The organism is Terriglobia bacterium, assembly GCA_020072845.1.
GTDB lineage: Bacteria > Acidobacteriota > Terriglobia > Terriglobales > Acidobacteriaceae > JAIQGF01.
This window is the reverse complement of record JAIQGF010000014.1, coordinates 143900-156139: the sequence shown is the minus strand read 5'-3', so window position 1 is coordinate 156139 and position 12240 is coordinate 143900. Positions and strand designations below refer to the sequence as shown.

12 protein-coding genes are annotated in these 12240 nt (G+C 59.8%); 9 read left to right on the top strand and 3 right to left on the bottom strand.

All coding sequences use genetic code 11. From position 1 onward, the window contains the following. Positions 1 to 3: 3 nt before the first annotated feature. Positions 4 to 663 (top strand): molecular chaperone TorD family protein, encoded by a 660-nt coding sequence (locus LAN70_15295; protein ID MBZ5512518.1) that lies wholly within the window; start codon positions 4 to 6, stop codon positions 661 to 663. 174 nt (positions 664 to 837) lie between these two features. On the opposite strand, the gene LAN70_15290 is transcribed toward LAN70_15295, so the two are convergent. Then, the gene (locus tag LAN70_15290; GenBank protein ID MBZ5512517.1) at positions 838 to 1011 is read right to left on the bottom strand and encodes a hypothetical protein; all 174 of its coding nucleotides are present in this window, start codon (positions 1009 to 1011) and stop codon (positions 838 to 840) included. 670 nt (positions 1012 to 1681) lie between these two features. On the opposite strand from LAN70_15290, the gene LAN70_15285 reads away from it, so the two are divergent. From LAN70_15285 to LAN70_15275, 3 genes are all read left to right on the top strand, one after another. Next, the gene (locus LAN70_15285) at positions 1682 to 2452 is read left to right on the top strand and encodes a hypothetical protein (GenBank protein ID MBZ5512516.1); all 771 of its coding nucleotides are present in this window, start codon (positions 1682 to 1684) and stop codon (positions 2450 to 2452) included. A gap of 202 nt (positions 2453 to 2654) precedes the next feature. Next, entirely contained in the window at positions 2655 to 3350 is a 696-nt protein-coding gene (locus LAN70_15280) for a lipid-binding SYLF domain-containing protein (GenBank protein ID MBZ5512515.1), read from the top strand. Positions 3351 to 3822: 472 nt separating this feature from the next. Continuing rightward, positions 3823 to 4509 (top strand): PEGA domain-containing protein, encoded by a 687-nt coding sequence (locus tag LAN70_15275; protein MBZ5512514.1) that lies wholly within the window; start codon positions 3823 to 3825, stop codon positions 4507 to 4509. 240 nt (positions 4510 to 4749) lie between these two features. Here the strand turns inward: LAN70_15275 and LAN70_15270 are convergent, their stop codons facing one another. Both LAN70_15270 and LAN70_15265 read right to left on the bottom strand, forming a co-directional pair. Continuing rightward, entirely contained in the window at positions 4750 to 5169 is a 420-nt protein-coding gene (locus LAN70_15270; GenBank protein ID MBZ5512513.1) for a hypothetical protein, read from the bottom strand. A 131-nt stretch (positions 5170 to 5300) separates the two neighbouring features. Further along, positions 5301 to 6551, bottom strand: a complete 1251-nt coding sequence (locus tag LAN70_15265) for a radical SAM protein (GenBank protein MBZ5512512.1) — start codon at positions 6549 to 6551, stop codon at positions 5301 to 5303. Positions 6552 to 7016: 465 nt separating this feature from the next. Between LAN70_15265 and LAN70_15260 the strand changes: the two genes are divergently transcribed. The 5 genes from LAN70_15260 to LAN70_15240 all read left to right on the top strand — a co-directional run bounded on the left by LAN70_15260 (position 7017) and on the right by LAN70_15240 (position 11894). Continuing rightward, complete coding sequence (locus tag LAN70_15260) at positions 7017 to 7904, top strand: aldo/keto reductase (GenBank protein MBZ5512511.1); 888 nt, start codon at positions 7017 to 7019, stop codon at positions 7902 to 7904. Between the two features lie 104 nt (positions 7905 to 8008). Continuing rightward, entirely contained in the window at positions 8009 to 9001 is a 993-nt protein-coding gene (locus tag LAN70_15255; protein MBZ5512510.1) for a radical SAM protein, read from the top strand. A 269-nt stretch (positions 9002 to 9270) separates the two neighbouring features. Then, positions 9271 to 10560 (top strand): cyclopropane-fatty-acyl-phospholipid synthase family protein, encoded by a 1290-nt coding sequence (locus tag LAN70_15250; protein ID MBZ5512509.1) that lies wholly within the window; start codon positions 9271 to 9273, stop codon positions 10558 to 10560. A 44-nt stretch (positions 10561 to 10604) separates the two neighbouring features. Continuing rightward, entirely contained in the window at positions 10605 to 10796 is a 192-nt protein-coding gene (locus tag LAN70_15245; protein ID MBZ5512508.1) for a hypothetical protein, read from the top strand. A 201-nt stretch (positions 10797 to 10997) separates the two neighbouring features. Further along, on the top strand, positions 10998 to 11894 hold the full coding sequence (locus tag LAN70_15240) for an energy transducer TonB (protein ID MBZ5512507.1): 897 nt from the start codon (positions 10998 to 11000) through the stop codon (positions 11892 to 11894). Positions 11895 to 12240: the final 346 nt, after the last annotated feature.

The window sequence follows — 12240 nt, the reverse complement described above, 5'->3', positions numbered from 1 at the left end:
TTCATGACAGTAGCCGGCGAATCCCGCGCACCTGCGAAACTTGATTGGGCAGGCCTCGATCTGTACAGATTCTTCGCCTTCGTGTTCTCGCAGCCGTCACCCGAGCGCTTCGACACACTCGCGCAGCCGGCGTTGAAGGACGCGCTTGCCGGCCTGTGGCAGCAATTACGCTGCGCGGGAGACTCCCCGGACCTCACCTGGTTCAAGAACTACGAGGAATACGAAGCGACGTACATCGCGCTCTTCGATGTTGGCATTCCCGAGCCTCCGGTACCTCTTTTCGAATCAGCGCATGACAAGACCAGGCCCGCGCAAGAGATCGCGCTCGAGAACACATGGTTTTACGACGCACTCGGGCTCAGATGGGATGCAAGCTGTGCCGTTCCCGATTACCTCATCACCCAACTGGAATTCCTGGCTGCTGTGCACTACACCTTGGAGAATGCGCAGGATCTTGCCACCCGCCATAGTCTCGCAAAGCTCGAAGCAGATTTTCTCGGCCGCCACCTGCTGAATTGGGTGCCCACAGCCGCTGCCAAGCTGAATAACAATTCTCCCTCTGCCTTCGGTCCGCTCACGATTCTGCTCGCGGCATTCCTGCAGGACCGGCGCGATGAAGTCAGCAATACCGCGAAGGCGGGTCCGCCGGTCATGCGCCACTAGCGGCGGTCGTGGTCGCGGTCGCGGTCCCGGTCACGGTCCCGGTCGCGGTCCCAGCGGTGGTCATGTTCAAACCGGCCGCGATCTCCGTCCCAGTAACCGTTGAAGAACCGCTCTCCATCATGATGAGGTGCCACCCAATGAGCTCCCGCGTACGGTGGCCGGGTCCAATAACCTTCATGCCACCTGTAGCGCCTTCCCACCGGGTGCCTGGTCGAGCCTCACCTCGATGACCCCATTCTGTGGGACCGTCACCATCTTGGGCTTTGCGGCCAGAGTTTTGCCTGCGAACCCCAAGGCTATTGCAAGGGGGGCAACGAGTGCGATGTAGCTCCATCTTGGCATCTTCATTTGCAGACACCTCCCGCTCTCGATTCAAAGTTCGACACGCGTCAATGCCCTTGAACTACTGGACGATTTCCGCGTGGACTAACTTGTCACGATACAAACCGCGTTCCGGTAAATAGGTACGCTCATAAATGAGACGAAACCAAACCTCACTCTTGTAAGCGACACTCCACAGAAAGCGCGTCACAGTGTAGTAAGTTGGATTCATGGTCCACATACCTCGGAGAGTGCATTTGCATTTTGCATGCCACCTCGCAGATCCGATAGATAACTGCAACCGCGGCAATGATGTAGTTCGCGGGAAGTCGGGTCAAAGGCAGCCCAGCGGCGACGGAACTTTTTACCTATTTATCCTCTGTTCACTGGGACAGAAATGCAGGGCCACCGCTCCATACGGGTAAGTTTTTCATGGCGAGCGGAAGTGAAATCGTGGGCCGCCCGAAATAAGTGTCTGTCTCCACAATCAGTTTCAGCTTTCATTGCCATTGTGGCAACTGGCCTGCATTTCACTATGTCCGACTGGAACGTTTTGGCAGGTTCAAAGCTGTTGACTAAATCTGACCACAGAGAGGTAGACACCATGTCGGAGTACGATCCTCCCCCGAAGATGTCTGAGCATGATTCTTCTCCGAAGACGTCTGAGCATGATTCTTCCCCGAAGACCGGCAGCGGCATGAAAACCGCGCGGCTGGTGATCGCCAGCATAGCCAGCGTCTATGTGCTGGCTTCACTGTTTCTGATGTTCGAAGCGCGCGGGCGCATCGGCAAGCTGGAGGCGGCTCAAACCGCCACGGCTGCGACCCAGGAGAAACTCAACCAGCATCTCGATTCCACGGACTCGACCATGCGGGCTTCCACCGACGCCCTGGCCCAGACGCTGGGTATGACCGGAAGACAACTGGATGAACGCACCGCCCAACTGCAGCAGCAACAGAAAGCCTCGGAGAAGGAGCAGAAAGAGCAGATCGACGGAGTGAAGACCGAGGTGGGCAGCGTGAGAACCGAAGTGGGTAGCGTAAAGACCGATGTCGACGCTACCAAGTCAGACCTGCAAGGAACCAAGAACAAGCTCGAACAAACTGTCGGCGACCTGGGTGTGCAGAGCGGCCTGATCGCGCACACGCGGCAGGACCTGGATCTTCTGCGGCGCCGCGGGGAGCGTAGCTATTACGAATTGACCTTGGTGAAAGGACAAGTCCCGGCGCGGGTCTCCAACATCAGCTTGCAACTCAAGAAAGTGGATCCCAAACGCAGCAAGTACACCCTCAATGTGGTGGCGGACGATCGTGTCATCGAGAAAAAAGATCGCACCATGTTTGAGCCCTTGCAGTTTTACACCGGACGTGACCGGGGGCTCTACGAGGTGGTCGTGTTCACGGTTGACAAGGGCAAGGTCAGCGGCTACGTGAGCACTCCCAAAGAGATGGTGGCGCAGGCGCAGTAGAACAGCAATCACGTTACGCGCTGGCTCGGAACAGGTTTCGCTGCGCAGAGCGAAGATGTCGAGCAGTTCGCAGGGCAGGCCGCCTCTCCCCCAACCGGGCTGAGAACTGCTCGACGAATCGCTGTTACGCCGTCCTCTTGCCTGGCTGGAAGCACATTCAGAGCAGAGAGAGGCGGGATCAAGAAATGGAGGTTTCGTGATGATGAAGCGAATCATGATCGCGGTTGTCTTTTTTGTGGCGCTGGTTTCTTCTGCGTTCGCCAGTTCCGGACGCAGCGACGACATCGAACGAATCCAAGATGCTACGCAAGTCTTTCGCGAGATCATGGCGACCCCGGACAAAGCGATCCCCCAGGAATTGTTGGAGTCGGCAAAATGTATCGCCATCATTCCCGGGGAAAAGAAGGCCGCGTTTGTCGTTGGTGGGAACTATGGCAAGGGGATAGCAACCTGTCGCACGGCTGAGGGTTGGAGCAGTCCCTTGTTTGTCGCCCTCGGCGGCGGCAGCGTCGGTTTCCAGATTGGCGCTTCGTCCACCGACGTCGTGATGATTTTCAGGAATGAGAAGGGTTTGCGAAGCCTGCTCAGCGATAAGTTTAAAATCGGCGCCGATGCAACCGCAGCCGCCGGCCCAGTCGGTCGGCATGCGGCCGCCGCTACGGATGCCAAGATGAATGCGGAAATCCTGACTTATTCTCGCAGTAAGGGCTTGTTCGCCGGCGTCAGCCTGGATGGCGCCGTTGTCCAGGCCGACCACAGCGGAAACCATGCCATGTATGGGGGGAATGTCAATCGGCGGGAGATCCTTAATGGCTCCGTGAAAGTGCCTGAAGCTGCGGAGCCGCTGCTGAAAGAAATCGGGCAGTATACACGGGCCGAACAGGCAAGCAACCAGTAGCCGCTGGGACATTGTGCGTGTCCAAAGCGACGCCGCTCGCTGGACACGCACAATCGCTTGACTCCAAGACCATCAACCGTGGCGCGCCTTTCTTCATGGATGGATCACAGCGATGGCTAAGCGTGAATTGTCTGACCCGGGCAACAGGGAACTGAGAGTGAAGTGGTGGGAATGGTTTGTTTTCGCCGCGGTTCTCGAATTGTATGTCCCGCCCAGGAGGAAACTGAAAAAAATTGAGTGGTGGGATTGGTTAGTTTTGGCCGCTGTGGTTTCATCCGCATTCTTATAGCGGGTGCGTGGCCGCAGTGTTGTTGGCACATGTCTGCACAGGGGCGACTTGCAATTCTTACCGTAGCCCGAACATTCTTTCCACCCAGTGAAGGCGCGTCCTTGACGGAGGTTGTTTCAATGGAATGACTTACAAAGGCTGGCAAGCGTATTGCACCACTCCCACCTGGGAAAGGAGGTAACGATGAAAATACTCCGGACAATGCATCCACTACGGTGGGCGATGCTTCTGATCCCCACTCTGCTTCTGGCCCTCACTATGTACGCCGAAAACGCGGTCATGGGAGAGATTGAGTTTAAAGGAATCTCCCATGTCGAAAAGACATCCGGCGTTTGGGTTGATGGACAATACGTGGGCTACTTGAAGGAACTCAAGGGATCGAAGAAGGTCCTGCTATTGCCTGGCGACCACGACATTGTAGTGCGCCAGGACGGCTACCAGGATTTCACGGCAAAAGTACTTGTTCAGCCCGGGCAGAAGCAAGTCGTTCTCGTACGCATGACGAATGCACCCACAGGACCGATGCCAAATGTGACGGCCGAAGTCAAACTCGATGTCGACCCATCGAGGGCTGCGGTTTTCATGGACGGTCTTTTCGTGGGCCATGTGGGTGAGTTCAAGGGCGCGGGTCGAGGCATGCTGATCGCGCCAGGAGCACATCAGATCAGGATTGCCCTTCCCGGCTACCAGACTTTTGAGACGGATATCAATCCGCTGGCGAATCAGAAGGTACAAATCAAGACTGATTTGGTTAAGAACGGCGCTCCCCTGGCAGAGCCCCTGCTGACGACCGAAACAAGTGAGAGTACATCGGCGGTTGTCGCTCGTGGCGTCCGCAAGAGCTCCAAGATCATCCGAAGAAGTAGGTGAGTTCGTTTCTCCGGGGAACCTAAGACATAACAGGCCGGCTGGGCCAACTCGCCCTGGCTGGCCGATTTTTTGCGTCGGACCGAAAAGGAATGCGCGACGCGCTAAGCAAGGTGTTCCCAAATTGGCCCTTGGAAGCAACCGGGCGTGCATGCGAAGCGCAATAATTGCCTCGACTGCGAGCTGCTGAGCTGTGGGCCAAAATCCCACCGCCGGGAGGATTTGCAGCTGGTGAAACCGATCTTAGGCCGCGGTGGTGAAGGACTTCGGCGCGGCTGAGTCGGTTGGTCCGAGTGCCCGATAGACAGCACGCACCAGCATCCACAAGAGGTAATAGAACGCCACGATCACCGCTACGCCTACTCCGCGGAGTGCGGCCGGCACGGGTTGGCCCAGGATCCGCGCGGGCATATCGAGCACGAACGCCGCGAGCGTGCCGGCGATGAGTCCCAGGATCGCTCCCCAGACCGGCAGCCTCCGTGGGACCCAGGAGCGCGGCGCCAGCATCGCCCATATACCCCACGCGAGCGGCGCGAAGCACCAGAAGAGCGGAAGCAGGTAGCTCCTCTGCACTGGCACGGTAGGCACGAGGAGAATGGCGAGCGCTCCGCACGCAATTCCCACCGCTGCAATTGCGGTCCCCGCAACGAATCGCTGCAGCATATAGACCTCCACATCAAATTCTGTCCGGACTGCTACGCAGATTGAGTCGATCGGGCTCTCAAGCCATGTTGGGACTAGCGGACTCGCCTACGAGCCGGCGCCGCGCTCGATCAGGTGATGTCCACTTCGAGTCAAGATGCCGCCATCTGAGCCACGCGTTCGGGCAGCCAGTCCCGCAGCGAGGCAGCCAAATAAAATCGTGGAGAAAGCAGATCGTCATCTGCTCTCACGACACCGTCCGCCACCGCCCGGGCTGCGAGCGGTGTGTGCGGGTAGATTCGTATTCCCACAGTGATCTTCAGAAAATCGAGATGCAGCGACTCGGCAAACGCCAGACTCTCCTCGACGGTGTCTCTGGTCTCACCCGGTCCACCGAGCAACAGAAAACCGAACCTCTCGATGCCCGCGTCGGCAAACATCTCGGAGATGATTTGGACTTCGGTGCAATGAAACCGCTTGTTCAACATCTGAAGTATGGGTTCCGACCCGCTTTCGAATCCCAGGCTTATCTGCGTGCACCCTGCCTTGGCCATCAACCGCACCAACTCAAGGTCAACCCATTTCGGGTAGACAATGGCCCACCAGTCGAGGCCAAGTCCTGAGTCGATCACTCTGCGACACAGGTCTTTGGCGTAGGACGGCGGGAGATTGAAAGTATTGTCCACGAAATGGAAGTTCCGGAATCCTCGTGCGCAGACTTCGGCGATCCATGCGGCCACCAATTCCGGTGACCGCTTGCGCACCGGTTTGCCCTCAATGGCGCTGGTGGAGCAAAAGACGCAATCCAGCGGGCAACCGCGCCGGCTCTGCACCGGAACTCGCGCCGCCGTATCGGTGGAGTCCAACCACAAGCGAGGTTCCGGCAAACACAGCGTGTCCAAGTGTTCGACATAGCTTCGTTGGAGGGCCGCGCGATTCGGCAGATACACGCCGGGTGGCACAGCGGTTCGACGGCCCGTTTCCAGCCAGGACAACAGAGCGGGAAACGTGATCTCACCTTCGCCCTGAATTCCGAAGTCGGCGCCCAGGAATGTCAAAGCGCTTCCGGGGAAAATGCTATAGCCGGCGCCCCCCAAGACGACGGGAGCACGCGAAACCTTGCGACAAACCGCAACCAATTGTCTTAATGGTGCGAGGAAGAAGTGCGCGCCCTGCATGTTCTGGTCGTCAATGTTCCTGACCGAGATGCCGATGATGTCGGGGTGCAGTTGCGCGATCGCATTCCGGATCGCTGTTTCCCAAGTGGCTTCCGACGCCAGCGCCAATAGCCGCACTTCATGCCCGGCCTTCTCCGTCGCGGCGGTAACGCACGCCAAGCCCAGCGGCAAGGGCGTTTCCAGGCCGCTGGTTACGTTGTTGCTCGAGATGAACAGCACCCTCACGATTATTTCCCCGGCCAAGCGTAGGCGGACGGCATTGGCGAAGCTTTGAACAAGCGTGCAACGCTTTTCGTCTGTCTCTAAGCTTCCCACGATTACGTGCCGCTGCACACTCGGCAACTTCGGTATGTGCGAATGCCGTTCCGTTTCGGGAGTCATTAAAGTGACGGTTACCGCAATCTGTGACTCCCACGTGGCCGGCGTGAGTCATCATTGTCAGGCAAAATGCGCTGGCGCCGGCAGATTCACCGATCGCCTCAGCAACTGACGGTCGAACTTGCCGGGCAAACAGCGGTGCGGGAGGCAATCATGAGCAGCGAGGCAAATGGGAAGCCCAGTTCGAGTTCGCGGCGCAATTTTATGAAGGCGACGGGCGCGCTGACGGCGGGACTGGTGGCGGAGGGCATGGCCGAGAAAGTAGCGATTGCCGAGCCGCTGCTGCCCTTCAACCCGGCGACGCCGCAGGCACTGCCGACGCGCAATCTGGGTCGCACCGGGTTCCGCGTAGGTATCTTCAGTCTCGGCGGGCAGGCCACCGTCGAGCAGCCCAATAAAGAGGCGGAGGCGGTCGCCATTGTCGAGAAGGCGATCGATCTCGGCATCAACTACATCGATACCGCGCCACGGTACGGAGGAAGCGAACGCTGGAGCCAGCGCTACATCGGTCAGGTGATGAAGCGTCGCCGGAAGGAGGTCTATCTCGCCAGTAAGACGCACGACCGTACCCGCGACGGCTCGCTCAAACTGCTGGAGGAATCCCTGCGCTTGCTCAACACCGACCACCTCGACGCGTGGCAACTGCACCACGTCAGCTCCATGGACGATGTGGACCAGATCTTCGCCAAAGGCGGCGCCATCGAGGCGATGCAGCAAGCGCGCGAGCAGAAGCTGGTGCGCTTCCTCGGCGTGACCGGCCACACCGATCCGGAAGTGCTCATGGAATGCTTGCGGCGGTTTCCCTTCGACCAGATTCTCATGGCGGTCAACGCGGCCGACCCGCACCACCTCAGCTTCGAGCAAAAACTGCTCCCGATGGCGGTGGAAAAACAGATGGGCATCATCGGCATGAAGATTCCCGCGCGCGGGCGCCTGCTGTCGAACTGGCCCGCGGTCGGGCCGTATGCGCCGGGGAAAAAGCAGCCCGGCCCACTGGGCATCCGGGACGCGTTTTACTATGTGCTGTCGCTGCCGGTCAGCACCGTGATAATCGGGTGTGATTCGGTCGAGCAGTTGGCCGAAAATGTCCAGCTCGCGCGCGAGTTCACGCCCCTCAGCGAACAACAGCGGGCCGCATTGACGGCGAAAGCCGCGCCGATTGCGCGCGAAGCGCTCTTTTTCCGCCGCTGGAGCTCGTGAGCACGGGCGCGGTGCCCAACGGGGGAATGTCGCTCCGCCGCACTCACCGCGCCTATTTTCTTCTCGTCCCAAGAACTGGAATCGCTTTGGTCCACCCGGGTCCTATGGCACTGCGGAAACATGCGCGGGATCGCCGTCCGTTTGAAGCGGCGTACCTTGAGCTGTGGAAGAACGGTGAACTGCGCGGCCGGGTCGAACGCGCCGTCGCCGCGCTCGCCGGCTGCAAGTTGTGTCCCCGGCGATGCGGTGCGGACCGGCTGAACGACGAAACCTCCGTTTGCCGCACCGGCCGCCACGCCATTGTTAGTAGCTACGGTCCGCATTTCGGTGAAGAACGATGCCTCAGCGGCGCCCGCGGATCGGGAACCGTCTTCTTCGCGTACTGCAATCTCCGTTGCGTGTTCTGCCAGAACTACGAAATAAGCTGGGGCGGTGAAGGACGGGCCACCACCGCGCCGGAGTTGGCGGCAATGTTTCTTGCCCTGCAGAAACGCGGCTGTCACAACATCAACCTGGTGACGCCTTCGCACGTCGTCCCGCAAATCCTGGAAGCGCTGCTGCTGGCAGTGGAAGCGGGTTTGCATCTTCCCCTGGTGTACAACACAAGCGGCTACGACTCTCTGGACGCGCTCGCTCTGCTGGACGGCGTGGTGGATATCTACATGCCGGATTTCAAGTACTGGGACGCGGATGTCGCCACGTGTTGTTCCCACGCCGCCGATTACCCCGAGGCCGCCCGTACCGCGATCAAGGAAATGCATCGTCAGGTCGGTCCGTTGGTTCTCGATCAAGATGGCATTGCCTCGCGCGGTGTTCTGCTGCGGCACCTCGTGATGCCGGACGGCCTGGCGGGTACGCCGCACGTCCTGCGCTGGATTGCCCAGGAACTCGGACCCGACACCTACGTCAACCTGATGTCGCAGTACCATCCCGCCGGCTGCGTCGACCAGGATCATTACGGCAAGATCGCCCGTTGCGTCACGCGGCGGGAGATGGCAGATGCCTTCACCTGTGCCGCTGCTTGTGGCCTGAATCGGATCGACGGTCGTGTCCGCCCATCCAGTGGCGGCGCTGACGCCAGTGTGCCTGTGGTTTAATAAGGAGATCGAACATGCCGCCGACCGCGCCCTCCGGGTCCGAGGGCGCAATCTGGGCGAGTTGTTCACCAACGCCGCTTGGGCAATGACGACGGTGCAGGCTGCCATCGGCAGCGAGGCCGGTGGTGAAGCCTTCGCTGACCATTTGTGCCAATTCGGAATTTTGGCGACAGGCGCCCGCTGAAGGTTGCACTTGGCCGGATCCTGCGGCAAGATCGTATCCAGGCAAAAGTGACCTGCACCTCGAGGCAGCCGAGGAGGTGAGACTCATGGGCGCGTTGGCCAAAAATGTCGTCAGAGAAGTTCCGGCCCAAGCCGCAATCGAGCTCTTCGAAACTCTTCTCGCGGGCTACGGCAAAGCCGACTTGCAGATCCGATTGTGGGACGGAAGCACGTGCGGCGCCGGCCAACCGCGCTGCACTCTCGTCATCAAGCATCCCGACGCAGTGCGGCAGATGTGCGATCTTCCCAACGAGCAGGGGATGGGCGAAGCCTACGTAAACGACGAATTCGATATTGCGGGCGACATCGGCACAGCTCTTGAATTCGGTGACTATCTTCTGCGCCAGGAATTTTCGCTGGCGGAACGTCTTCGCATGGGAGCGCTCGTACGCAGATTGCCGCCGAGCGGTCACCTGCGGCTGCTTCGCCGGGCGCCCCGCCTCCATGGCTGGCTCCATTCCAAAGGCCGCGATCGGCAGGCGATCCGCTATCACTACGACCTGCCCACCGAGTTCTACGCGCTCTGGCTCGATTCACGGCTGGTTTATTCCTGTGCCTATTTTCAGACTGCGCAAGATGATCTGGACGCGGCGCAGGTGCGCAAGCTGGACTACATCTGCCGAAAACTGCGGCTGTGCCGGGGCGAACGTCTGCTGGATATCGGCTGCGGCTGGGGTGCTCTCGTCCAGCACGCGGCGGAGCACTATGGCGTGGATGCGTATGGAATCACTCTCAGCGCGAAGCAGGCAGAGGTGGCCGGGGAGCGGATTCGCGCGGCCGGGCTGGAGAGCCGGTGCCGCGTCGAGCTCCGCGACTATCGTGACCTCGATGGCAGCCAACAGTATGACAAGATCGTCAGCGTGGGCATGTTTGAACACGTGGGCAAGAAACGGCTGCCTGAATACTTCTCGCGCGCATGGCGGCTGCTGAAAGGCGGGGGCGTGTTCCTGAACCACGGGATCGCCTACTCGGCGACATGGCCTCTGCCCAAGGCATCGTTTTCCGCCGCGTACGTGTTTCCGGATGGCGAGTTAGTGCCCATCAACGAGAGTTTGCATGCGGCGGAAATCAGCGGTTTCGAGGTGAGGGATGTGGAGAGCCTGCGCGAGCATTACACGTTGACCCTGAAACGGTGGGTGCAGAGACTCGAGGACCATGCCGAGCAAGCGCGCCGCATCACGGATGACAGCACCTATCGCATCTGGAGACTATACATGGCAGGCTCGGCGCATCGCTTCGCGAGCGGGCGGGTGAACATCTATCAGACGTTGCTGGCGAAACCCGAGCGCGGCGACAGCCGGCTACCCCTGGTCCGCGATGACTGGTATCGGAACTAGAGCTGGCCGGTGCACGACTGCTGAGGCGCACACGGAGGACTGAAATGACCGAAACGCCAACCAACCCGCCTTCACCGGAACAACAGGCAGACGCGGCCCGGCATCTCGAGGAGGCACATCGGCTGCTCGACAGTTTGCGCAAAAGACTCGACCAGCACCCCGAACTCGAGGAAGCCATTCTGAGGATTGAAACCGCCTTAAACATGCTGACAGTGAGCACAGGCGGCATGCTGTAGACAGAAGCGGCGCGCTGATCGGTCTCTCCCTGCTTCCGATCAGGCCTGGGCCGGTGACGCGGACTCAACCTGACGACCGTTCACCGACCGAATTGGGAACCACGTATACGGACGCATTTCCCACGCCGGGAACGGGAGCGCTATCCACAAGAGTGAAGTTGACAAGAGACGAGGCGCTTCCGGAGCTATACTTGAATCACAATGATCGGGTTTGCTTCGCCTCGAATTGCGGAGCACCCGCAGGCGTGCTCTGCCCCGGAGCCGACCGTTCTGCCCACCCTCTTCGGCGAGGGTTACGGGCTCTACACGACTCGCCCCAGTACCTTCGTTTTGTCTTTTCTCGTACACGTGCTCGCCATCGTGGTGCTTCTGACCTCAGGCACTTACGTGATGCATCACCGCAGCGAAATTAAGCAGCAGGTGATCGGGCTGGTGTCGGATGTGAGCCCGTATCTGCTCCCGCCCGCAGCGACAAGAGCAGGCGGCGGCGGTGGCGGCGGAGATCGGGACAAGCTGGCGGCATCCAAAGGCGTGTTGCCGAAATTCTCGCGCGAGCAGATCACGCCTCCCATGGTGGTGATTCGCAATGAGACTCCGAAGCTCGTCGCCGAGCCCACCGTGGTCGTCCCGCCCGAACTTCAACTGCCGCAGCAGGCTGGTCCGCTCGGGGACCCGCTGTCGTCTGTGTTGGGACCACCATCGAGCGGAACCGGCTCGGGCGGGGGAATCGGGAGCGGGAGCGGCGGCGGCGTGGGCTCTGGCCGGGGTCCCGGCGTCGGACCGGGCTGGGGCGGGGGAATGGGGGGTGGCGTGTATCGCGTCGGCGGCGGCGTCACTGCGCCGCGCGTTATCTACGCGCCCGATCCGGAATTCTCCGAGGAAGCGCGCAAGGCCAAGTATCAGGGTACGGTGGTTCTATGGCTCATCGTGGGGTCGGACGGACACACGCAAAAGATCCGCGTTCAGCGGACACTTGGGATGGGCCTGGATGAGAAAGCGATCGAAGCCATTCGCACTTGGCGATTCGAGCCCGCCCGCAAAGACGGTGTTCCGGTGGCAGTGCAGATCAATGTGGAGGTTAATTTCCGGCTCTATTGAACTTCGGCAGCCAGCGTAATCAGCGAGTAGGAGAACATGTCGAGTAAGCAACCTACGCCTCATACATGTCAGGCAAATCGCGCGTCCAATCGGTCGCACAATCCACCTGCGATGCCCGGACATTTCAACATCGAGCGGCCACGAAGGGGTCCGACCAAGCGGTCGATCTCCAGGCAAACTGCAGTTGCCAAACCGACTACAGATGCAGGTAAACCACAACCGCCCAAGGCCGAACCGCGGAACTGGATGCTGTAAGTTCCGCAATTTTTCGCCGCTTGTGTCCACTAGCGGGAGACAGGCGTGTCGCCGGCCCGATCATTCTTCAAAACTGCCCTGATGTTTGCGT

Bases quoted from the DNA above. Each gene is read 5' to 3' on its own strand.
- LAN70_15250 (MBZ5512509.1), top strand. From the start codon at position 9,271: ATGGGCGCGTTGGCCAAAAATGTCGTCAGAGAAGTTCCGGCCCAAGCC.
- LAN70_15280 (MBZ5512515.1), top strand. From the start codon at position 2,655: ATGAAGCGAATCATGATCGCGGTTGTCTTTTTTGTGGCGCTGGTTTCT.
- LAN70_15285 (MBZ5512516.1), top strand. From the start codon at position 1,682: ATGAAAACCGCGCGGCTGGTGATCGCCAGCATAGCCAGCGTCTATGTG.
- LAN70_15295 (MBZ5512518.1), top strand. From the start codon at position 4: ATGACAGTAGCCGGCGAATCCCGCGCACCTGCGAAACTTGATTGGGCA.
- LAN70_15240 (MBZ5512507.1), top strand. From the start codon at position 10,998: ATGATCGGGTTTGCTTCGCCTCGAATTGCGGAGCACCCGCAGGCGTGC.
- LAN70_15255 (MBZ5512510.1), top strand. From the start codon at position 8,009: ATGGCACTGCGGAAACATGCGCGGGATCGCCGTCCGTTTGAAGCGGCG.
- LAN70_15270 (MBZ5512513.1), bottom strand. From the start codon at position 5,169: ATGCTGCAGCGATTCGTTGCGGGGACCGCAATTGCAGCGGTGGGAATT.
- LAN70_15290 (MBZ5512517.1), bottom strand. From the start codon at position 1,011: ATGAAGATGCCAAGATGGAGCTACATCGCACTCGTTGCCCCCCTTGCA.
- LAN70_15245 (MBZ5512508.1), top strand. From the start codon at position 10,605: ATGACCGAAACGCCAACCAACCCGCCTTCACCGGAACAACAGGCAGAC.
- LAN70_15275 (MBZ5512514.1), top strand. From the start codon at position 3,823: ATGAAAATACTCCGGACAATGCATCCACTACGGTGGGCGATGCTTCTG.